22 protein-coding genes and 1 pseudogene are annotated in these 21,934 nt (G+C 68.0%); 16 read left to right on the forward strand and 7 right to left on the reverse strand.

All coding sequences use genetic code 11. The features are described from left to right. Positions 1-5: 5 nt before the first annotated feature. The 4 genes and pseudogenes from Y590_RS09330 to Y590_RS09345 form a co-directional block, all read right to left on the reverse strand. Positions 6-347 (reverse strand): hypothetical protein, encoded by a 342-nt coding sequence (locus tag Y590_RS09330; protein WP_003604234.1) that lies wholly within the window; start codon positions 345-347, stop codon positions 6-8. A 25-nt stretch (positions 348-372) separates the two neighbouring features. After that, positions 373-939, reverse strand: a complete 567-nt coding sequence (locus tag Y590_RS09335) for a Uma2 family endonuclease (RefSeq protein ID WP_060769614.1) — start codon at positions 937-939, stop codon at positions 373-375. Positions 940-1,010: 71 nt separating this feature from the next. Beyond that, positions 1,011-1,483 (reverse strand): annotated as a pseudogene (locus Y590_RS09340) (Uma2 family endonuclease). 118 nt (positions 1,484-1,601) lie between these two features. Further along, positions 1,602-3,050 (reverse strand): homospermidine synthase, encoded by a 1,449-nt coding sequence (locus Y590_RS09345; protein ID WP_060769615.1) that lies wholly within the window; start codon positions 3,048-3,050, stop codon positions 1,602-1,604. A gap of 273 nt (positions 3,051-3,323) precedes the next feature. On the opposite strand from Y590_RS09345, the gene Y590_RS09350 reads away from it, so the two are divergent. Next, entirely contained in the window at positions 3,324-3,512 is a 189-nt protein-coding gene (locus Y590_RS09350; protein WP_060769616.1) for a hypothetical protein, read from the forward strand. A 159-nt stretch (positions 3,513-3,671) separates the two neighbouring features. Here the strand turns inward: Y590_RS09350 and Y590_RS09355 are convergent, their stop codons facing one another. Together Y590_RS09355 and Y590_RS09360 are read right to left on the reverse strand one after the other, a co-directional pair. Then, positions 3,672-4,229 carry a GNAT family N-acetyltransferase gene (locus Y590_RS09355; protein ID WP_060769617.1) on the reverse strand — a complete coding sequence of 186 codons (558 nt, stop codon included), beginning with the start codon at positions 4,227-4,229 and terminating at the stop codon, positions 3,672-3,674. Positions 4,230-4,420: 191 nt separating this feature from the next. Then, positions 4,421-5,587: a type III PLP-dependent enzyme gene (locus tag Y590_RS09360; protein ID WP_060769618.1), complete on the reverse strand. Its 1,167-nt coding sequence runs from the start codon at positions 5,585-5,587 to the stop codon at positions 4,421-4,423. Between the two features lie 683 nt (positions 5,588-6,270). Between Y590_RS09360 and Y590_RS09365 the strand changes: the two genes are divergently transcribed. The 4 genes from Y590_RS09365 to Y590_RS09380 all read left to right on the forward strand — a co-directional run bounded on the left by Y590_RS09365 (position 6,271) and on the right by Y590_RS09380 (position 10,415). Further along, positions 6,271-7,881: a glucan biosynthesis protein G gene (locus Y590_RS09365; protein ID WP_060769619.1), complete on the forward strand. Its 1,611-nt coding sequence runs from the start codon at positions 6,271-6,273 to the stop codon at positions 7,879-7,881. Further along, positions 7,854-8,390 carry a GNAT family N-acetyltransferase gene (locus tag Y590_RS09370; RefSeq protein ID WP_060769620.1) on the forward strand — a complete coding sequence of 179 codons (537 nt, stop codon included), beginning with the start codon at positions 7,854-7,856 and terminating at the stop codon, positions 8,388-8,390. Before Y590_RS09365 ends, Y590_RS09370 begins: the two co-directional genes overlap by 28 nt. A 142-nt stretch (positions 8,391-8,532) precedes the next feature. Beyond that, on the forward strand, positions 8,533-9,621 hold the full coding sequence (locus Y590_RS09375) for an alkene reductase (protein WP_060769621.1): 1,089 nt from the start codon (positions 8,533-8,535) through the stop codon (positions 9,619-9,621). Between the two features lie 122 nt (positions 9,622-9,743). Beyond that, positions 9,744-10,415, forward strand: a complete 672-nt coding sequence (locus Y590_RS09380) for an HAD hydrolase-like protein (RefSeq protein ID WP_060769622.1) — start codon at positions 9,744-9,746, stop codon at positions 10,413-10,415. On the opposite strand, the gene Y590_RS09385 is transcribed toward Y590_RS09380, so the two are convergent. Then, on the reverse strand, positions 10,409-10,906 hold the full coding sequence (locus Y590_RS09385) for an outer membrane protein assembly factor BamE (protein ID WP_060769623.1): 498 nt from the start codon (positions 10,904-10,906) through the stop codon (positions 10,409-10,411). The genes Y590_RS09380 and Y590_RS09385 overlap by 7 nt on opposite strands. A 157-nt stretch (positions 10,907-11,063) precedes the next feature. Here Y590_RS09385 and Y590_RS09390 point away from each other — a divergent pair, with 157 nt between their 5' ends. The 11 genes from Y590_RS09390 to Y590_RS09440 all read left to right on the forward strand — a co-directional run bounded on the left by Y590_RS09390 (position 11,064) and on the right by Y590_RS09440 (position 21,877). Next, positions 11,064-11,630, forward strand: a complete 567-nt coding sequence (locus Y590_RS09390; protein WP_060769624.1) for a ubiquinol-cytochrome C chaperone family protein — start codon at positions 11,064-11,066, stop codon at positions 11,628-11,630. Beyond that, positions 11,627-12,145 (forward strand): YceD family protein, encoded by a 519-nt coding sequence (locus Y590_RS09395; RefSeq protein WP_060769625.1) that lies wholly within the window; start codon positions 11,627-11,629, stop codon positions 12,143-12,145. Before Y590_RS09390 ends, Y590_RS09395 begins: the two co-directional genes overlap by 4 nt. Before the next feature lie 164 nt (positions 12,146-12,309). Continuing rightward, the gene (plsX, locus tag Y590_RS09400) at positions 12,310-13,368 is read left to right on the forward strand and encodes a phosphate acyltransferase PlsX (RefSeq protein WP_056119336.1); all 1,059 of its coding nucleotides are present in this window, start codon (positions 12,310-12,312) and stop codon (positions 13,366-13,368) included. 34 nt (positions 13,369-13,402) lie between these two features. Continuing rightward, a complete protein-coding gene (locus Y590_RS09405) occupies positions 13,403-14,383 on the forward strand; it encodes a beta-ketoacyl-ACP synthase III (RefSeq protein WP_060769626.1) in 981 nt (326 codons plus the stop codon). Positions 14,384-14,601: 218 nt separating this feature from the next. Next, entirely contained in the window at positions 14,602-14,928 is a 327-nt protein-coding gene (locus Y590_RS09410) for an integration host factor subunit alpha (RefSeq protein ID WP_060772223.1), read from the forward strand. Positions 14,929-14,981: 53 nt separating this feature from the next. Further along, positions 14,982-15,464 carry a MerR family transcriptional regulator gene (locus tag Y590_RS09415; RefSeq protein ID WP_060769627.1) on the forward strand — a complete coding sequence of 161 codons (483 nt, stop codon included), beginning with the start codon at positions 14,982-14,984 and terminating at the stop codon, positions 15,462-15,464. A 142-nt stretch (positions 15,465-15,606) separates the two neighbouring features. Then, on the forward strand, positions 15,607-16,026 hold the full coding sequence (locus tag Y590_RS09420; protein WP_060769628.1) for a hypothetical protein: 420 nt from the start codon (positions 15,607-15,609) through the stop codon (positions 16,024-16,026). A gap of 153 nt (positions 16,027-16,179) precedes the next feature. Beyond that, complete coding sequence (locus tag Y590_RS09425; protein WP_060769629.1) at positions 16,180-16,653, forward strand: hypothetical protein; 474 nt, start codon at positions 16,180-16,182, stop codon at positions 16,651-16,653. Positions 16,654-16,912: 259 nt separating this feature from the next. Then, positions 16,913-18,865, forward strand: coding sequence for a PrkA family serine protein kinase (locus tag Y590_RS09430; protein WP_060769630.1), 1,953 nt, complete (start codon positions 16,913-16,915; stop codon positions 18,863-18,865). An 88-nt stretch (positions 18,866-18,953) separates the two neighbouring features. After that, on the forward strand, positions 18,954-20,258 hold the full coding sequence (locus Y590_RS09435; RefSeq protein ID WP_060769631.1) for a YeaH/YhbH family protein: 1,305 nt from the start codon (positions 18,954-18,956) through the stop codon (positions 20,256-20,258). A 47-nt stretch (positions 20,259-20,305) separates the two neighbouring features. Then, positions 20,306-21,877, forward strand: coding sequence for a SpoVR family protein (locus tag Y590_RS09440; protein ID WP_060769632.1), 1,572 nt, complete (start codon positions 20,306-20,308; stop codon positions 21,875-21,877). Positions 21,878-21,934: the final 57 nt, after the last annotated feature.

A 21,934-nucleotide genomic window follows, 5' to 3' on the forward strand; every position in this document is an offset into this window, starting at 1 on the left:
CGGTTTCAGTCGCGCTCGCGATCCGGCTTGCCGGCCAGTGCCACGTAGAAACCGAGCCCGTCGCCCGCGGGCAGGGTCTGGAGCCGCTCGATCCAGCCGCGCCGCTTGGCATCGAGGAGTTGGCGCCCGATCGGCTGGAACAGTGTCTCGCCTCCCCCCTCCGGCGGTGGATCGAGGCGGATCGCCACGGTCTTGCCCTTGGCGAAGCGGCTGCGCTCCAGCATGTCGGTCAGCGAGGCCTCCGCGGTCGGGCGGTTGGCCCCGCGCAGATCGAGCACCGATTCCGCATCGGTGACCCCGAGCGAGCCGCGCAGCTTGTTGGCGTAGAAGTCTTCGAAATGGGGCAAGGCCGGTCCCGCGCGGGTTCGTCGTCTAGAAGGCGATGTCGTCATAGATCTCGGCAACGGCCAAGTGGCCGCCGAGTTCGGGCAGATCGATCGCGTCGCCGAGGCCGTGGGCCTCGAACGCCCAGCCGTCCTCGGGCTCGCGGCGCCACACCTCGACGCGCGGCTCGTCCTGATAGGCGATCAGGAACAGTTTGAGCGAGGCGATGCTGCGGCGAAAGTCGGTCTTGCGGCGGCGATCCCGGCTCATGGTCGAGGGCGTGAGCACCTCCGCGACAAGGACGGGGTCGCGGGCGTAGCCGCCCCTCCGTGGTGGTCCGCAGCGCACCCCCACGTCGGGGATCGGTGCGAAGGTGTCCATGCTGTCGCTCAGCACGGCAATGCCGGGAATCGCGCGGCAACCGCGGTCGCGGGTCATGTCGGAGAGTCGCCGCGCCAGGTTCAGTACAATCTGCTGATGCCGCTCGCTCTGCGGTGCCATCAACACCGGCTCGCCGTCGATCCGCTCCCAGCGCTCCTCGTCCGGAAGGTCGGCGACCCAAGCTTGATACTCCGCGACCCGCATGCCGGGGTCGCGCCGAAGGGCGAGCACCATCGAGAGACCTCCGAAAGCGAAGGCGATGCTAGCACCGCCCCGGAGCCAAGCAAGCGGCGTGCGGCGCGGGGTCAGACGGTAAGGCGCGCATAGACCTCCGCCACGGACAGTGCGCCGCCGAGTTCTTGCAGGTCGATGACCGCGCCGGGCCCGGCAAACTGAACCGTCCAATCCGGCCTCCGGCGCCAGACCTCCACACGCGCCTCGTCCTGATGCACGAGCAGGAGGACGGCGAGCGAGGGAACGGTCTGGTCGAACTCGGTCTTGCGGCCACGGTCCGGCACGAGGGTCGAGGGAGAGAGGACTTCCACGACGAGCAGGGGAGCGCCGGTGTAGCCGCCTTCCAGCGGCTGGCCGCATGGCACCACGACGTCGGGAATCGGCGCGTCGTCGTCCATAGCCTCGCTCAGGATCGCAAGGCCCGGATAGGCGCCGCAGCCCCGGCCTTCGGCGAGGTCGTCGAGACGCTTCGCGATGTTCGTGACGATGCGCTGATGCCGACCGGGCTACGGCCCCTGCAGCACCGCTACTCCGCGGCCCGCATGCGGGTGTCCGTGCGTGCCGGGCCGGCCATATGCGAATCTCGTGCGGTCGCGACAGCTTAACGAAGAAGGGGCCGCCCCGGACAGGGCAGCCCCTCAAAGCTTTCGTTCGAAGAACCCTCAGCCGTGCACGAGCACGTTGCGGAACTGCCAGGGATCGCTCGGGTCGATGTCCTCCGGGAACAGGCCCGGACGGTCGGTGAGCGGGGTCCAGTCGGTGTACACGCCCACGACCGGGCCGAGATACGGCGTCTGCACGTCCAGGCAGCGGCGGAAGTCGATCTCGTCGGCCTCGACGATCCCGGCCTCCGGGTTCTCCAGCGCCCAGACCATGCCGGCGAGCACGGCGCTCGTCACCTGAAGGCCGGTCGCGTTCTGGTAGGGGGCGATCCGCCGCGTCTCCTCGATCGAGAGCTGCGAGCCGTACCAGTAGGCGTTCTTCTCGTGGCCGTAGAGCAGCACGCCGAGCTCGTCGATGCCGTCGACGATCTCGTTCTCGTCGAGGATGTGCTGGTGCTCCTGCACCTTGCCGGCATTGCCCCACATCTCGTGCAGCGAGAGCACGGCGTCGTTGGCCGGGTGGTAGGCGTAGTGGCAGGTCGGGCGATAGACCGCCTCGCCGTTCTCACGCACCGTGTAGTAGTCCGAAATCGAGATCGCCTCGTTGTGGGTCACGAGGAAGCCGAACTGCGCCTGCGCGGTCGGGGTCCAGGAGCGCACGCGGGTGTCGGCGCCGGGCTGGAGCAGGAAGATTGCGCAGCGCGAGCCCTTGGTCTGCTCCTCGGCATTGGCGGGCTTCCAAGTCTCGTGCGTGCCCCAGCCGAGTTCGGCCGGCTGGTTGCCCTCGGAGACGAAGCCCTCGACCGACCAAGTGTTGACGAACACGCCCTGGGGCTTCGGGGTCTTGGCGCGCTGGGTGTCGCGTTCGGCGATGTGGATGCCCTTGACGCCGAGTTCGCGCATGAGCGCGGCCCATGCCTCGCGGGTCTTCGGCTCAGGGGTCGAGGAGCCGGTGTCCTTGGCAATGTTGAGCAGCGCCTGCTTGACGAACCACGAGACCATGCCGGGGTTTGCACCGCAGCACGACACGGCGGTCGTGCCGCCGGGGGCGGCGCGGCGGGCGGCGAGGATGTTCTCGCGCAGCGCGTAATTGGTGCGGTCGGCCTGGCTCAGGTCCTTGTCGAAGTAGAAGCCGGTCCAGGGCTCGGCGACCGTGTCGATGTAGAGCGCACCGAGTTCGCGGCAGAGTTCGAGGATGTCGCGCGAGGAGGTGTCGACCGAGAGGTTCACGCAGAAGCCCTGGCCGCCGCCCTCGGTGAGGAGGGGCGTGAGGACGTCGCGGTAGTTCTCCTTGGTCAGAGCGACCTTCTCGAAGCGCAGGCCGTGCTTCTCGGCCAGATCCTTATGGGTGTCGACGGGATCGATGACCGTGAAGCGGCTCTTGTCGTACTCGAAATGGCGCTCGATGAGGGGCAGGGTGCCCCGGCCGATCGAGCCGAAGCCGATCATCACGATCGGGCCGGTGATGCGACCGTGGACGGGCCAATCCTTCGTCGGGCCATCGGACATGCGCGGACACTCCTGTCGGGCTGCTCGTTGCTTGAGAGCGGCGTGATTGATGCTTGGAAGTGACGAGCGGATGACGGTTCGACGTCTGCCGGTCAACCGGTCGATCCGTTCGGATGTTGCGGAACCGTGAAGATTCCATATGTTCAGCTATGAGGTGAGTGCAGGGCTGAGGCCGGATGACGTCGGAGGCGTGCGCTGAAAAGTATGTCTATGCTGCACTGCAACAAGGGAGTGACGCTCAAGGGCCGACAGCACGCACAAGGAAACCGAACCATGCTGACCGTCCTCACCGCACCGTCCATCCACCCCGAAATCGAGACGATCGATCGCGATCCGGGCATCATCACACTCCTCGCCGCCCTCGTCCGCGCCGGACGTACGGCCGCCGGTCAGGCCCGCGCCTTCCACGATGGTGCCAGCCGCCTGTCCTTCTCCGCGACCGCTTGGCCCTATCACCGCTGAACCGGTGATCCGCGCCGGTGCTCTCGGCCCATTCCGCGACGACCATCCTAGACCGGATCAGGGTCCGCCGCCGCTCCTGCGCGTCGACGGGCCCTGTTTCGCACGCGATCACGCACTCAATCCGATGACGGAAAGCGGGCGCCGAAGCCCGGCCTCGCCTCAGGCGGCGTGTCGTCGTGCCTCGATCGCGGCGGCCTCGGCCGCGACCTCCGTCATCCGCTCGAACGCGCCGGTGGCGCGCAGCACGCCCTCTGCGCCCGCAAGTGTGCCGGCCGCCAGCTCCAGTCCGAGGAAGCGCTCGCGCTCGAACGGACCGGGCATGTAGAGGCCTGCCGCCTTCTCCGGGGCGAAGCCGAAGCGGGCGTAGTAGGGCGCATCCCCCACCAGCAGCACGGCGCCGTGGCCGAACGCTGCCGCTTCGGCGAGCGCGGCCCGCATCAGCGCTCCGCCGAGGCCGGTGCCCTGAACCTCCGGATCGACCGCGAGCGGGCCGAGCAGCAGGGCCGGACGGCCGCAGCCGGTCTCGACATCCCACAGCCGCACGGTGCCGACGAGTTTGTCGCCCCGCACGGCCGAGAGGGCGAGTCCGCGCGCCGGGAGACGGCCCTCGCGCAGGCGCTGCGAGGTCTTCAGGAAGCGGCCCGGGCCGAAGCAGGCGTCGAGCAGGTGCTCGCGGGCCATGACATCGGACGCGGATTCATTGCGGATCTGGATCACGGCCGTACCCTCCCAGGTCGCTGAGAAGCGGGGGGAAACAGCCCTCGCACCCGCCGAGGCGGGCCGTCCGGGACACAACGACATGCGCGTCTCGTGAGACGCGCGGCACTTCTGAGGGAAAAGGCGTGAACGAAGCCTGACCGAGGCGGCCCCGCGGCGCGATGCGGGGCCGCACCACGGGGATCAGCCGTTCAGATCACGATCTGCTCGAGGGGCGGGAAGCCGTTGAAGGCGACCGCCGCGTAGGTCGTGGTATAGGCGCCCGCGCCCTCGATCCACACCTTGTCGCCGATCGAGAGGGAGACCGGCAGCGGGTAGTGGTTCTTCTCGTACAGCACGTCGACCGAATCGCAGGTCGGGCCGGCGACGACGCAGGGCGCCATGCGGTCCTCGTCGTGGTCGGTGCGGATCGCGTAGCGGATCGACTCGTCCATGGTCTCGGCCAGCCCACCGAACTTGCCGATGTCGAGATAGACCCAGCGCACCTCGTCCTCGGCCTCCGACTTCTTGGAGACGAGCACGACCTCGGCCTCGATCAGGCCGGCATTGCCGACCATGCCGCGGCCCGGCTCGATGATCGTTTCCGGGATGCGGTTGCCGAAATGCTTGGTGAGCGCGCGGAAGATCGCGTCGCCGTAGGTTTCCACCCCCGGCACCTGCTTGAGGTACTTGGTGGGGAAGCCGCCGCCGAGATTGACCATCGACAGGCCGATGCCGCGAAGCGCGCATTCCCGGAAGATTTCGGAGGCGGAGGCGAGCGCCCCGTCCCAGGCTTCCGTGTTGGCCTGCTGCGAACCGACATGGAACGAGACGCCGTAGGCATGCAGGCCGTGCCGGTGGGCGTGCTCCAGCACGTTCACCGCCATCTCCGGCTCGCATCCGAACTTGCGCGAGAGCGGCCAGTCGGCGCCCGCGCCGTCGCAGAGGATGCGGCAGAACACCTGCACCTCACCGGCCGCGATGCCGGCCGCCTCGCTCGCGCGAACGATTTTCTCGACCTCGGCCTGGCAATCGACCGCGAAGAGCCGGATGCCGAGCTTGAGCGCGCGGACGACGTCGCGCTCCTTCTTGATGGTGTTGCCGAAGGAGATGCGGTCGGCGGTGGCGCCGGCGGCGAGCGCCATCTCGATCTCGGCCACGGAAGCCGTGTCGAAGCAGGAGCCCATCTCGGCGAGCAGGCGCAGCACTTCCGCGGCGGGGTTCGCCTTGACGGCGTAGAACACGCGGGTGTCGGGCAGCGCGCGGGCGAAGGCCGTGTAGTTGTCGCGCACGACATCGAGATCGAGGACCATCACCGGACCCTCGTCCTGGCCGAGGTCGCGGCGCGCGCGCAGGTAATCGCGGATGCGATCGGTCATTGGTCGTCCCCACCACAGGTTCGAGGCGCCGTCGAGGGCGCGAGATCGAATCGTGACGGTCCCGGAAGGACCGTCGGCGTCAGGGGGCGATGCGTCGCTTCCGCTTCGCGCTTTGGAGACGCGGAACGGTCAGCGGGCGCGAGAAGCACCCCGGAAGCTGCCGTGGATTGGATGGGGGAACCCCAACCGCACGCCGGGCAAGGATAAACAAGCCTCTTCGGTGTCGGCCTTTGGAGGGCAGACGAGACCAAAAAAGCCCGTTCGTCGTTGCTTTAAGCTGCGTCCCCCGTGGAGAGCGGGGTTCGCCGGTTTCGCCTCCGGCTGCCGGTTGTTGTTAGGGTCTGGTGTCGCCACCCGGATGCCGGCCGTAGGGATCCACCCTTTACGACCATCGATCCTTTAAGACCCCTGGCGGCTGTCCGGCAGTTGACCGGATGCCCACCAACCGACACGCGGCCACAGGCACGTGCGAAATTGGGCAGGCGCCGTATACGACCGGGTGCTCTCGACCACAAGGGAAAACGGGCCCGCTACCCCCCGATTTCCGGCCGGATCTGACGAGAATTCGGCGTGGCGCCTGATTGTTGCGCGAAAGACGCAGCTCCGCATCGCACGAGCCCGGCCAGCCCCTTTCCAAGCCCGACCGAAGCGGCCATTGAACCGTGGCATTTCGGGATGGGATCATGATCCACGCCAAAGGCCATCACGCCCCCAACGGCCAGGCCGTGCCGACGGGCGTGCCCTCGCGCCGGGGCGTGATGTCGGGGCTCGCCGCCGCCGGCCTTGCCGCGGCCCTGCCGGCTTGCGCCGAGGAGGATGCGAGGAGCCTTCCTTTCGAGCCCGGCATGGTCGAGCGCCAGGCGCAGGCGCTCGCGGCGCAGCCCTTCGACGGCCGCTTCCCACCGCTGCCGCCGCCGCTCGCGGGCCTCGATTACGACGCCTATCGCGACATCCGCTTCCGAAAGGACCGTGCGTTTCTCGGCCAAGCCGGCGGGCCGTTCCGGCTTCAGCTGTTCCACCGTGGCTTTCTCTATCCGCGCCCGGTCTCCGTGAGCCTCGTGCGCGACGGGATCAGCACGCCGATCTCTTACGATCCGGCGCTCTTCGATTTCGGCCGGACACGGATCGACGGGACGCTGCCGAGCGACCTGAACTTTGCCGGCATCCGCATCCACGCGCCGCTCAACCGGCCCGACCGCCTCGACGAACTCATCGTCTTCGCCGGCGCCAGCTATTTCCGCTTCCTCGGCCAGGACCAGCTCTACGGTCTCTCCGCCCGCGCCCTCGCGATCGGTTCGGACGGCGAGAAGGAAGAGTTTCCGTTCTTCCGCGCGTTCTACATCGAGGTGCCGTCGGCGGCGTCGAAGGCCCTGACGATCCACGCCCTGCTCGACAGCCCGTCCGTGGCCGGCGCCTACCGCTTCACGGTCGAGCCGGGCCGCACCACCGGGGTGCGGGTGAGCGCGACGCTCTATCCGCGGCAGGACCTGGCCTCCGTCGGCATCGCGCCGCTGACCTCGATGTTCTTCATCAGCGAGACCGATCGCGGCCACAGCGACGATTACCGGCCGGAACTGCACGATTCGGACGGGCTCCAGCTCGCCACCGGCTCCGGCGAGTGGCTGTGGCGACCGCTCGACAACCCGCAAAGTCGGCGGATCTCGACCTTTCTCGACCGCGACCCGAAGGGCTTCGGGCTGATGCAGCGCGATCGCGACTTTGCCAGCTACCAGGATCTGGAAGCCGGCTACGAGCGCCGACCCGGCTACTTCGTCGAGCCGGAGGGCTCCTGGGGCGAGGGCAGCGTCGTGCTGATGGAATTGCCGACCGACAACGAGACCGCCGATAACGTCGTCGCGTTCTGGCGCCCCGAGCAGCCTTATCCGGCAGGACGGCCGGTGCGGCTCGCCTATACGATCCGGGCGCTCGCGGCTGAGGATCTCCACCCGAACGGCAAGGTGGTGAACACCTTCATCGCCGAGCCCGCCGCGAGCGGCGCCGCGCGCCGGGCCGCGGATGCGGCTGCCCTGCGCAACCGGCGCTTCCTGATCGATTTCGGCGGTGGGGCGCTGGCAAAGCGTCTCGGCGATCCCCTGCCGCCCGAAGTCGTCGCCAGCACCAGCCGCGGACGGATCACCGCGACCTCGATCGTGCCGAACCCGCATGTCGGCGGGTTTCGCGTCGCCCTCGACGTGCAGCTCGACGGCCCGGGCGCGACCGAATTGCGGGCCTATCTGAAGACGGACGATCAGGCCCTGACCGAGACATGGTCCTATCCCTGGAGCGTCGCGTGAGCACCCGCAGCGAGCGCGTCGCTGCCCGCGTGCCCGTGGAGATCCGGCCGGCCCGGCTCGCTGATCTCGACGCGCTCGTCTCGCTCGAACACGCCGCCTTCAGCACCGACCGGGCCGAGCGGCGGGCGATCCGCCACGCGATCCGCTCGGTCAGCATGACCCTTCTCGTCGCCGTCGCGCGCGAGCGGGCGGAGGGCGGCGAGGTCGAGATCCTCGTTGGTGCCGCCACGACGGAGCGGCGGCGCACCAGCCGCGTCGCCCGGCTCTCGTCCCTCGCCGTCGCGCCCGCCCGCGCTGGCCTCGGGCTCGGGCGCAAGCTTCTGCAGGCGGCGGAGGCCGATGCCCGCGCCCATGGCTGCGGGCGGCTGCGCCTGGAGGTGCGGGCCGACAACGGCGGCGGCATCCGGCTCTACGAGCGGGGCGGCTATGCGCGAACCGAGACCAAGCCGGACTATTACGAGGACGGCATGGAGGCGTGGTGCTACGAGAAGGCGCTGACGGAGGGGTAACGTTGGCTTGTACGCCGCAGCGCAGGTGCGCCAGCGCACTGGCGAACCGGTCGGCCAGATACAAGGTTCAGCCCACCGAAGGCGGCTCCTGCGACTGCACCGCAGCGTTTTCGAGAGCCGCTCCCTCCCGATAGAGTATCGAATGCCCTCAATCTTTGACCCGATCACGCTCGGCGCGTTGAAGCTTCCGAACCGAATTCTCATGGCTCCGCTGACCCGGGCCCGCGCGACCCGGACCCACGTTCCGACGCCGCTGATGGGCGCGTATTATGCGCAGCGCGCGACGTCCGGCCTCATCATCTCCGAGGCGACCGGCATCAGCCAGGAAGGGCTCGGCTGGCCCTACGCGCCGGGCATCTGGTCCGATGAGCAGACCGAGGCGTGGAAGCCGGTGGTGAAGGCCGTGCACGAGGCGGGCGGGCGCATCGTCTGCCAGCTCTGGCACATGGGCTACCTCGTCCATTCCGACTTCCTCGGCGGCGAGCCGCCGGTCGCCCCCTCGGTCGCCACGGCGCCGGACGAGGCGCACACCTACACGGGCAAGAAGCCCTACAGCCAGGCACGGGCTCTGCGCGAGGACGAGATCCCGCGGCTCATCGCCGATTACGAGCGGGCGGCACGCAACGCCGTCGCGGCGGGCTTCGACGGCGTGCAGATCCACGCGGCGAACGGCTACCTGCTCGACGAGTTCATCCGCGACGGCAGCAACAAGCGCAGCGATCGCTACGGCGGCTCGGTCGAGAACCGGGTTCGGCTGGTGACCAAGGTCGCGCAGGCGGTGGCCGGCGTCGTCGGCGCGGATCGCACCGGCATCCGCTTCTCGCCCAACGGCCCGATCCAGGGCGTGGACGATTCCAACCCGCACGAGGTCTTCGGGCTTGCCGCCGAGATGATGGAGCGCGTCGGCCTCGCCTTCATCGAGATGCGCGAGCCGGGCCCGGACGGCACCTTCGGCAAGGCGACGGTGCCGCCGGTAGCGCCCGTCATCAAGGAGCGCTTCGGCGGTCCGGTCATCCTGAACTGCGACTATGACGGCGAGCGCGCCAAACGAGCGGTCGCCTCGGGCGAGGCGGATGCCATCGCCTTCGGCCGGCCCTACATCGCGAACCCCGATCTGGTCGAGCGCATCGCCAAGGGCCTGCCCTTCGCCAAGGACGACATGAAGACCTGGTACAGCCAGGGGCCGGAAGGCTACGTCGATTATCCCTCGCTGTCGCAGAAGGCGGCGTAAGGCGGGCCTCGGCCTCCGGCCGCACCGAGCGATCGAATACAGGAGGCGGCCTTGCGCAAGCGGGGCCGCCTTCCGCCGTCTGGCAGGCCCGCTTCCTTGAGGTGCCCGATCCCGTGAGTGCCATGATCCCGGAGGACGCTGCGGCGGCCGCTGCCTACCGCCTCGTCGCCTTCGACTTCGACGGCACGCTCGCCGACACCTTTCCCTGGTTCTGCGCCAACCTCAACGACGTGGCCGCGCGCTTCCGCTTCCGCCGGGTCGGGGCGGACGAGACCGAACGGCTACGGGGCTTGAGCGCCCGGGCGATCCTGAAGGATCTCGGCATTCCCGCCTGGAAGGTCCCGCTGATCGCCCGTCACATGCGTGCCCTCGCGACCCGCGACGCTCCTCGGGTGCGGCTGTTTTCCGGCATTCCGGAGATGCTCGCGGGGCTCGATGCGGCGGGGTTCGCCCTGGCCGTCGTGAGTTCCAACAGCGAGGCGAATGTGCGCTGTGCCCTCGGCGCGTCGGCCGGATCCATCCGGCACTATGCCTGCGGTGCCTCGCTGTTCGGCAAGGCGCGCCACCTGCGCGCGGTCGCGCGGGCAGCGGGCGTCGAACCGGCTGCCATGCTGGCGGTGGGAGACGAGATCCGCGACGCGGAGGCGGCGGCACAGGCCCGATGCGGCTTTGCCGCGGTGGCCTGGGGCTACAACAGCCCCGAGGCCCTGGCCGGTACGAGACCGGCCTTTCTGTTCGCCGGGCCGGGCGCCGTGGCGCGGGCCCTGGTGGGCCCGCCCGGACGCCCTTACTGACCGGCGCGGGCGCCGGGGACGACCGAGGCGCCGGCACCGCTGCCGAACGGCTCGTAGCGGGTCAGGCCGCGGAAGAGCTGGCTGATGAAGGCGCGGTCGGAGCCGCTGGCCGGCGTCGTGCGCTCGATGAAGTCGAACACGCGCCCGTCCTGCAGGCCGTAGAGTGCGACGCGCTCCACCTTCATGCCCTGGCTGAAGTAGACTGCCGTGACCTTCTGGTCCTCGATCTGCTCACCGAGGAACATCACCGTGCGGCGGGTGTTCTGGCTGATATAGTACCAGGACTTGTTGCCGACCGTGGAGACGGTGGACGGGGTGCCGAGGATCTGCAACACCTGTTCGGCACCCATGCCCGGCTTCACCGTGGCCAGAGCCGCCTGATCGATCTGATAGCCGTGGCGGATATCCTCGCCGATGCAGCCTGATACGCCGATCGCGACGGAGCCGAGAACGGCCGCGCGGGCAAGCGACGAGACGAGACGGCGCGACATCGGCCCCCCTGATTTCATGCCAAAAGGGTCTTCATCCGCGGCGCGTTTCAACTCGCGCGTCTTCGGACTTGCACCCTGGTCCGCGGTTGCCGTACCGCGGGGTTATGGCTTTGACAAGGCAAGCTTGGCCACAGCGTCGGCACATCCGGTGGAACGTATGATCGCGGGCTTATTCCGCCGCGCCGACCGGCGGCGGCGGACGATTCAGTCGCTGCATCGGACAATCGGCGAGGCCGCGCGCCGGCCCGGCCTTTATACGGGGCTCGGCGTGCCCGACACCGTGGAGGGCCGGTTCGAGGCGTTGAGCCTGCACGTGATCCTCGTGCTGCGCCGCCTCGGCCAGTTGCCGCCGCCGGCGGCGGACGTGGCGCAGGATCTGGTCGATTCCGTCTTCAGGCAGCTCGACGCTTCGCTGCGCGAACTCGGCATCGGCGACATGGGCGTGCCCAAGCGCATCAAGAAGCTCGGGGCTTCGTTCTACGCCCGGGCCGGAGCCTACGGCGCCGCGCTCGATGCGGGCGACCGGGCCGGGCTGGCCGAAACACTCGCCCGCAACGTCCTCGACGGCGTCGCATCCGAGGCCGCCGGGCCGCTGGCATCCTATGTCGAGGCCGCCGCCGCCGCGCTGGGGGCCCAAGATCTCGACGGCCTGCTCGGCGAGGGGCCGCGCTTCCCCGAGCCCGTCGGCGCGGCCGCGATAGACGATTCAGGAGACCATCGATGACGCCGAAGCCCGCAGGGCCGCTCTCCCGCTCCGTCAACGTCGAGCGCCTGCCCAAGGACCGCGCCGAGATCGTCGTCGAGGCGAATCCGGCCGAGTGCGAGGCGCTGGCCCGGGACTTCAAGGTCCCCGCCATCCGCGACCTCGTCGGCCGCTTCACCTTGAGCGGTTCGCTGACTCGGCTGCGCGCCGAGGGCCGGGTCGAGGCCGCGGTGACCCAGATCTGCACCGTGACGCTCGAACCCTTCGAGGCGAAGGTCTCCGAACCCGTCGAGGTCGACTTCACCAATGCCGACATCCTGGAGGGCACCGACGCCGAGGATGTCGATCTCCCCGATCCGATCGTGAACGGGCGCGTCGATTTCGGCGTGCTGACCGCGGAATTCCTGGCGCTCGGCCTCGATCCCTACCCGCGCAAGCCCGGCGTCGCCTTCGATGCGGTCACGGTCGGCGAGGATCCGCTGCCGTTCTCCGATCTCGCGGCACTGCGCGCCAAGCTCGGTGGGGACAAGAGTTGATGGACGGGTCCGCCAGCCCTCCGGCGGGCCTCATCGCGACGACGGGTCAGTTTTTGTTTGCCCGGCGGGGCGCTGCCGCTATTTTGCGCCGCCGATTCCGGGGCCTGTGATGCCCCTTCACGCTCGCTGCCCGCCGGCTTGTCCCGCGGCGCCCCGAAGGAACCATGTCGAACCGCGTTTGCATCTCGCTCGACGCCATGGGCGGCGATCACGGCCCCACGACCGTCGTGCCCGGTGCGGCCATCGCCCGTGAGCGGCACCCTGAACTCCACTTCATCCTGTTCGGTGACGAGGCGGTGGTGCGCCCCCTCGTCGAGGCCGAGCCGCGCCTGAAGGGCGCCGTCGAGATCCGCCACACCACCGTCTCGATCGCCATGGACGACAAGCCGAGCCAGGCGGTGCGCCAGGGCCGGGGCAAGTCCTCGATGTGGCGGGCGATCCAGGCGGTGCGCGACGGCGAGGCCCAGGCCGCGGTCTCGGCCGGCAACACCGGCGCCTTGATGGCGATGTCGAAGATCTGCCTCAAGACCATGGCCGGCATCGAGCGCCCGGCCATCGCCTGCCTGTGGCCGACGGTGCGCGGCGAGAGCGTGGTGCTCGATGTCGGCGCCACCATCGGCACCGATGCCGAGCATCTGGTCGAGATGGCGGTGATGGGCTCGGCCATGGCCCGGATCGTCCTCGACGTCGAGCGCCCGACGGTCGGGCTGCTCAATGTCGGCACCGAGGAGATGAAGGGCAACGAAGCCGTGAAGGAGGCCGCCCGCCTCCTGCGCGAGTCGGAGCTGGCCAATTTTTCGTATCACGGCTTCGTCGAGGGCACCGATCTCGGACGCGGCACCACGGATGTCGTGGTGACGGAAGGATTTACCGGCAACATCGCCCTCAAGACGGCCGAGGGCACGGCCAAGCAGATCGCGTCCTATCTCAAGGCGGCGATGGGGCGGACCCTCTCGGCCAAGATCGGCTACCTGTTCGCGCGCCAAGCCTTCGCGGCCCTGCGCGAGAAGATGAACCCGAGCCGGGCCAATGGCGGCGTGTTCCTCGGATTGGAGGGCATCGTCATCAAGAGCCACGGCTCGGAAAACGCTCAGGGCTTCGCGGCAGCCGTCGATCTTGCCTACGACATGGCGCGCTATGACCTGATGCGGACGATCCGGGATATGCTGGAGCAGACGCCGGCGGTCGCCGCCGGGCTCGAAACCGGCTTGGTCGAGAAGTGAGCCGGGCACAGAATATAAGAAAGGGACGGATCTGATGGCGCATTCGCGCTCCGTCGTGGTCGGCTGCGGGGCGTATCTGCCCGAGACCGTCGTCACGAACACAGACCTCGCCGAACGCGGGATCGAGACCTCCGACGAGTGGATCGTCCAGCGCACCGGCATCCGCCAGCGCCACATCGCGCGGCCGGACGAGACGACCTCGGTGCTCGGCACCCGCGCGGCGATGGCGGCCCTCGACGATGCCGGGCTCTCGCCTGCCGATATCGATTTCGTGATCTGCGCGACCTCGACACCCGATCACACCTTCCCCTCCACCGCCACCCAGATCCAGGCGGCGCTCGGGATCGAGGGCGGCTTCGCCTTCGACCTCCAGGCGGTCTGCGCCGGCTTCGTCTACGCGGTGGCCACCGCCGACCGCTTCCTGACGACGGGTGGGGCCAAGCGTGCCCTGGTCATCGGCGCCGAGACCTTCTCGCGGCTGCTCGACTGGGAGGACCGTACCACTTGCGTGCTGTTCGGCGACGGCGCGGGCGCCATCGTGCTGGAGGCTCGAGAGGGTGAGGGCACGAGTGCCGACCGCGGCGTGCTCTCGAGCTGCCTGCGCTCGGATGGGCGCCACCGCGCCAAGCTCTACGTCGATGGCGGGCCCGGCTCGACCGGCACCACGGGCAAGCTGCGCATGGAGGGCCGCGAGGTGTTCCGCTTCGCGGTCGGCTCGGTGACCGACGTGATCGAGGACGCCTTCCGCGCCTCCGGCACCACCGCAGACGACCTCGCGTGGTTCGTGCCGCACCAAGCCAACCGCCGGATCATCGAGGCCTCGGCCGACAAGCTCGGCATCGCCCGCGAAAAGGTGGTGCTCACCGTCGATCGGCACGGCAACACCTCGGCCGCCTCGATCCCCCTGGCGCTGGACGCTGCCCGCCGCGACGGACGCATCCGCGAGGGCGACCTCGTGATGATCGAGGCGATCGGCGGCGGGTTCACCTGGGGCGCCGCGCTCATCCGATGGTAGGTGATGGGCGCCGGAACGGGCTTGGCCTCCTGTCAACCGCTGTCAACCGCAAGGTTCTGTTGACCGTCGCCCTTCAGCCGATTAGCGTGTTCGATCATAGAGATACACGGCGGGATCCTTTGTCGGGGAACCCGTACGGCATTTGAGCGGAGGCTGCATCCGTACATCCTGAGAAGGATGGCATGGATGTCGAGCAACTCGGCCGGAAGGGGGAGCGGATGGCAAGCAAGACGGTCACACGCGCAGATTTGAGCGAGGCCGTCTACCAGCAGGTCGGTCTATCACGGGCCGAATCGGCTGCACTGGTCGAGACGGTGCTCGCCGAGATCTGCACGTGCCTATCCTCGGGCGAGACGGTGAAACTGTCCTCGTTCGGCTCCTTCGTCGTGCGCTCCAAGGGCAAGCGCATCGGCCGCAATCCGAAGACCGGTGTCGAGGTCGAGATCGAGCCGCGGCAGGTGATGGTGTTCAAGCCCTCGAACGTGCTCAAGGCCCGCATCAATGGCGGCCACGTCAACGGGCTCGACATGGATGATGACGAGTGACCCGGCCACGCCGCCCCGGTCCTCCCCCGCACGATCTGGTTTGAGGCGCTGCCATGGGACTGCCGCTGGAATCGCCCGCCCTCGATTCTCCCACCGGTGACGAGCGGAGCGAGAAGAGCCCCGGCGCCTTCCGCACCATCACCGAGGTGTCCGAGGAACTCGGCGTGCCGCAGCACGTCCTGCGCTTCTGGGAGAGCCGGTTCAGCCAGATCAAGCCGACGAAGCGGGCCGGCGGCCGGCGCTATTATCGGCCGGAGGATGTCGATCTCATCAAGGGCGTGAGCTGCCTGCTGCGCGGAAAAGGCTACACGATCCGCGGGGCGCAGCGCGTCCTTAAGGAGAACGGCGTGCGCTTCGTCCAGGCGCTCGGCCGGGGCGAGGCCGAGGTCGGCGCGCCGACCGGCATCGACCGGGACGAGGAAAGCGTCGAGGCGGCCGCCTCGGATCGCCGGGCGCTCGAGGGGGCGCTTGCCGAGCTGCGTGCCTGCCGGGCCCTGCTCGCCGGCCTCGACGAGGCGGATCACGAGGCTGCCTGAGGCGGGGTCGGCGGCCGCCATCGAATTCCGAAAACTCGCTTGCGCGCAAGGTATTGGCCGGGCTTGCGGATTTCGGCCCACCCTGGCGCTTCGGCCGGCAGATGGAGGCTGAACTTTACCGGTGGAACGGCGTTGAGGCGCCATGGCCCCCCCTCGCTCCCGGATGTCTCCGACCCAGGAACTCATCGCCCGCGTGATGCGGATCGTGCGCGCTTGCCCGGAAGCCGCCAACGAGGTTCTGGAATTGATGTTCCTCGTCAGCCAGATCGAGGCTTCGACCACGGTCGATCGGGAATACCGGGACGCGCGGCGGGTCATCAGCCGGCTGCGTGCACCGCTCTGGGATATGGGGCCGGCCGATCGGGAGACGCTGCTCAGGGCCGCCGATACCATCCGCCGCGCCTGCGATTTGGGCGATGGGGACATTCCGGCTGCACCCTTCGCCGACCTCGGCGAACGCGAGCGCGTCGAGAGGGCGCTGACGCAGGCGCTCGCCGGTCATCTCGATGACGCGCAGATCGCGCGGGTGACCGGCACGGTCGCCGCTGCGCTGCAGCACTGAGCAGGCGCCGCGTTCGGCGAGATTCGATCGGCAAGATTCGATCGGCAAGATTCGAAGAGGCAAGCCTCGACGCGGGCCGGCGCCCTCCCCACATCCTCGTCGGCGGCCGGCCGCTCTCCGGCGGGTCGCCCGACGACGCTCAAGGAAACGCCGATGGATCTGCCGACCACTGCCAAAAGACCGGCCACTCGACCGATTGCGGCGCTGCCCACTGCCTTCGCCGCGGCTTGGCTCTTTCTCGCCGGGCCCGCCCTGGCCCAGACCACCGTCACCAAGAGTGAGACCGTGCCCGCCGGCAAGCAGGCACGCCTCGTGATCGTGCCGAACCTGAAGAAGGATTGTTCGGCCGGCCCGATGCCGGAGATCAAGGTGGTGACGCCGCCGAAATCCGGCTCGCTCATCACGAAGGCCGGCAAGCTGAAGACGCCGTCCAAGTACCGCTGCCCCAACAAGGACGCCGAGGTTCAGGCGATCTTCTACCAGCCCAACAGCGGCTATACCGGCTCCGACGGGGTCGTCGTCGAGATCAAGAATTCCGACGGCGAGATCGAGAAGCGCGACATCCGCATCACCGTCGGCAAGGACGACAAGTCCAAGGACGAGAAGAAGAGCGGCACCGATCTCTGATCGGATGGACCATTTCGTGCATGGCAATGCCGCGATGCAGCAATTCCGACGGATTTCAGGAGCTTCCGGTCTTCGGCCGGAGGTTTCTGCCTCCGGTCCGAGGCCGGTCAAGCTCGGGCTAAATCCCGACCAGCTTTGAGTGTGTCCCGTTTCACACGCAAGACAGACCTCCTGTGGGCGGTGCGACAAAACCCGCAATGTCAGTTGCGTTCGACCCGAGACAGGATGAAGCTGTCATCAGCCTGAAGGGGGTGTTCGAATGCCGCTGCACTCGACGAACGACCTGTTCCAGAGCTTCGCTCGCGGTTACGAAGCGCGCCGCGACACGGAGATGACGCTCTCCGAGTACCTGGAAGCCTGCCGCGACAATCCTCTGATGTACGCCTCCGCGGCCGAGCGCATCCTCGATGCGATCGGTAAGCCGGAGATGGTGGACACCGCTAAGGATGCCCGCCTCGGCCGCGTGTTCATGAACCGCACGATTCGGACCTACCCGGCCTTCTCCGAGTTCTACGGGATGGAGGAGACGATCGAGCGGATCGTCTCGTTCTTCCGCCACGCCGCGCAGGGGTTGGAGGAGCGAAAGCAGATCCTCTACCTGCTCGGCCCCGTCGGCGGCGGCAAGTCGTCGCTCGCCGAGCGCCTCAAGGCGCTGATGGAGATCCATCCGGTCTACGTATTGAAGGCCGGCGACGAGGTCTCGCCCGTCTTCGAGAGCCCGCTCGGCCTGTTCGATCCGGAGGTCATGGGCCGGGAGATCGAGGAGCGCTTCGGCATCCCGCGCCGCCGCCTCACCGGCCTGATGAGCCCCTGGGCGCTGAAGCGCCTCGACGAGTTCGACGGCGACATCTCCCGCTTCAAGGTGATCAAGGTGCGGCCCTCGCGCCTGCGCCAGATCGCCATCGCCAAGACCGAGCCGGGCGACGAGAACAATCAGGACATCTCGTCGCTCGTCGGCAAGGTCGACATCCGCCGGCTCGAGACGCTGTCCCAGGCCGACCCGGACGCCTATTCCTACTCGGGCGGCCTCAACCGGGCGAACCAGGGCGTTCTCGAATTCGTCGAGATGTTCAAGGCGCCGATCAAAATGCTCCACCCCCTGCTCACGGCGACGCAGGAGGGCAACTATGTCGGCACCGAGAATATCGGCGCGATCCCCTTCACGGGCGTGATCCTCGCCCACTCGAACGAGGCCGAGTGGCAGTCGTTCAAGACCAACAAGAACAACGAAGCCTTCATCGACCGCATCTACGTCATCAAGGTGCCCTACTGCCTCCGCGTGACGGAGGAGCAGCGCATCTACGAGAAGCTGATTTCCGGCTCGGAACTCTCCACCGCCGCCTGCGCGCCGGGCACGCTGGAGATGCTGGCCCGCGTCTCGGTGCTCTCGCGGCTTCGCGAGCACGCCAACTCGAACCTGTTCTCGAAGATGCGGGTCTACGACGGCGAGTCCTTACGCGAGGTCGATCCCCGCGCCCGCTCGATGCAGGAATACAAGGATACCGGCGGCGTCGACGAGGGCATGGACGGGATCTCGACCCGCTTCGCCTTCAAGGTGCTGGCCGCGACCTTCAACCACGATACGACCGAAATCTCGGCCGATCCGGTCCACCTGATGTACGTGCTGGAGCAGGCGATCCGGCGCGAGCAGCTGCCGCCGGAGACCGAGAAGCGCTATATGGAGTTCATCAAGACCGAGCTGGCGCCGCGCTACGCCGAGTTCATCGGCCACGAGATCCAGAAGGCCTATCTCGAATCCTACCACGATTACGGTCAGAACCTGTTCGACCGCTACATCGACTACGCCGACGCCTGGATCGAAGATCAGGACTTCAAGGACGCCGAAACCGGCCAGCTCCTCAACCGTGAGCTCCTCAACCAGGAGCTGACCAAGATCGAGAAGCCCGCCGGCATCGCCAACCCGAAGGATTTCCGCAACGAGGTCGTGAAGTTCGCGCTGCGCTCCCGGGCGCAGCACGGCGGGCGCAACCCGTCCTGGACATCCTACGAGAAGTTGCGCGAAGTGATCGAACGGCGGATGTTCTCTCAGGTCGAGGAACTGCTGCCCGTGATCTCCTTTGGATCAAAGAAGGACAGCGACACGGAGAAGAAGCACGGCGAGTTCGTCGATCGCATGACCGACCGGGGCTACACCGAACGGCAGGTCCGGCGACTCGTGGAATGGTACATGCGGGTGAAGCAGGCGGGCTGAGGCCAAGTCCTCCGGCATCCGCCGCCGCACTTCCGCACCTTTGTCCCCGAGCGGGGACGTGAGACTTGAAGGCGCTGAGCGACCCCGGATGCACATCGTCGACCGTCGGCTCAATCCAGGTGGTAAGAGCCTCCCGAACCGCCAACGCTTCCTGCGCCGGGTCAAGGACGTCGCACAGCGCGCGGTTCGGGAATCCGCCCGCGAGAAGGATATCAAGAACCTCGGCAAGGACGGGCGCATCACCGTGCCCGGCGACGGGGTGCGCGAACCGCGCTTCTCGCGCCAGCCGGGCACGGGCCATCAGGACTACATCCTGCCCGGCAACAAGACCTATGTGGAGGGCGACCGCATCGAGCGCCCGCCGGGCGGCGGGGGAGGCGGCGGCTCCGGCGAGGGCGGGGACGGTGGCGAGAACGGCGAGGACGCCTTTCACTTCGTCCTGACGCGCGAAGAGTTCCTCGACCTCTTCCTCGAAGACCTCGAACTGCCCGATCTCGCCAAGCGGCGTCTGGCGGTGGTCGAGACGGAAGGCCTGCGGCGGGCCGGCTATACCGTCTCGGGTTCGCCGGCCAACCTCGCCCTGTCGCGCACGCTGCGCAATTCCATGTCCCGGCGCATCGCCCTCAAGCGGCCGAAGCTGGAGGAGGTGGCGGCCCTGGAGGCCGAGATCGCCGCGGCTGAGATCGCCAGGGATCCGCGCCTGCCCGACCTGAAGCTCAAGCTGCTCGAACTGCGCGAGCGCTCCAAGCGCATCCCCTATGTCGATCCGATCGACCTGCGCTTCCGCCGGTTCGAGCCCTATCCGAAGCCGATCGCCCAGGCCGTGATGTTCTGCCTGATGGACGTCTCGGGCTCGATGACCGAGCACATGAAGGATCTGGCCAAGCGCTTCTACATCCTGCTGCACATCTTCCTGACGCGCCGCTACAAGCACGTCGAGATCGTCTTCATCCGCCATACCGACAAGGCGGCCGAGGTGGACGAGGAGACCTTCTTCGGTTCCCGCGAGACCGGCGGCACGCTGGTCTCCTCGGCGCTGGTCGAGATGAAGCGCATCGTCACCGAGCGCTACTCGCCGGACGACTGGAACATCTACGCCGCCCAAGCCTCGGACGGCGACAACGTTTCCTCCGACGGGCCGACCTCGACCGAATTGCTGCGCGCGCACATCCTGCCGGCCTGCCAGCACTTCGCCTATCTCGAAGTCGGCGACGAGAACGGCCCGCGCGCTGGCTTCGTCGAGCACCGCACGACCCTGTGGCGGACCTACGAGGCCCTGGCCAAGGCCGGCGAGCCGCTCGCCATGCGCAAGGTGAACCACCGCCGCGACATCTACCCCGTGTTCCGCGAGCTGTTCGGCCGCAAGGATGCGCGGGCGGAGGCGGAGCGATAGGCTTCCCCGCGAGGGGAGGCGAGACAGCGTCGAAGAGAAGGGCCGACATGGTCGCGAGCCTGAGCCGCACGAAGTCGACAGCACCCAAACCGGGCGAGCTGTTGTTTTCCGGCAATGACTGGGACTTCGAGACGATCCGGCGCATCCACGATGCCTGCGAGGCGGTGGCCGGGCCCGAACTCGGCCTGTCGTGGTACCCGAACCAGATCGAGATCATCACCGCCGAGCAGATGCTCGACGCCTATGCCTCGATCGGCATGCCGCTGTTCTACAAGCACTGGTCCTTCGGCAAACACTTCGCTCAGCAGGAGGCGAGCTACCGCCGCGGCCTGATGGGGCTCGCCTACGAGATCGTCATCAACTCCGATCCGTGCATCTCCTACGTCATGGAGGAGAACACGGCGACGATGCAGACGCTGGTGATCGCCCACGCCGCCTTCGGCCATAACCACTTCTTCAAGAACAACTATCTGTTCCGGCAGTGGACCGATGCCGAGGGCATCCTCGACTATCTCGACTTCGCCAAGAGCTACATCGCCCGCTGCGAGGAGCGCTACGGGCATCAGGCGGTCGAGCACGTGCTCGACGCCGCCCACGCCCTGATGAGCCAGGGCGTCCACCGCTATCCCCGCAAGAAGCGACCCGATCTGGCGAGCGAGCAGCGGCGCGAGCGCGAGCGCGAGGAGCACGGCGAGCAGATCTACAACGACCTCTGGCGCACGCTGCCGGCCAAGGCCGGCGCGGCCAAGGGCGACCCGGCCCTGGAGCGGCGCAGGGCGCTCTTGGAGCTGCCCCAGGAGAACATCCTCTACTTCCTGGAGAAGGTGGCCCCGCGCCTGCGACCCTGGCAGCGCGAGATTCTTCGGATTGTCCGGCTCGTGGCGCAGTACTTCTACCCGCAGCGCCAGACCAAGGTGATGAACGAGGGCTGCGCCACCTACTGCCACTACCGGATCATGAATTCCCTCTCGCAGAAGGGGCAGCTCAGCGAGGCGGCCTATCTCGAGTTCCTGACCTCGCACACCAACGTCATCCGCCAGCCGAATTTCGACGACCGCTCCTTCGGCGGCCACAACCCCTACGCGTTGGGCTTTGCCATGATGCAGGACATCGCCCGCATCGTGGAGCAGCCGACGGACGAGGACCGGGACTGGTTCCCCGACATCGCCGGGACCGGCGACGCCATGGGCGTGCTGCGCGATTGCTGGGAGAATTATCGCGACGAGAGCTTTATCGCGCAGTTCCTGAGCCCCAAACTCATGCGCGACATGCGGCTGTTCCACGTCGTGGACGATCCCGACGAGCCGGAGATGCGCGTCGCGGCGATCCATGACGAGCGCGGCTACCGCAAGATGCGGCGCTCCTTCGCCCGCCAATACGACGTGGCGTGGCTCGACCCCGACATCGAGGTGGTGGACGTGGATCTCGAAGGCGACCGCCGGCTGATCCTCCACCACAAGGCGCTCAACCGCATCACCCTGCAGCGGGAGGATGCCCGCCGCGTGCTCCAGCACCTCGCCGACCTCTGGGGCTACGACGCGGTGCTCAAGGAGGTCGATCCGGCCACCGGCGCGGTGCTGGTCGAGCACTCAGCGAGCGCGCGGCCGATCTTTTTCTGATTTTTTGGGCGCTGGCCCGGCCGCTCCCATCCGATCCTCGACCTCATCCCGAGGTGG

The sequence above is a fragment of the Methylobacterium sp. AMS5 genome, from assembly GCF_001542815.1.
Taxonomy (GTDB): Bacteria; Pseudomonadota; Alphaproteobacteria; order Rhizobiales; family Beijerinckiaceae; genus Methylobacterium.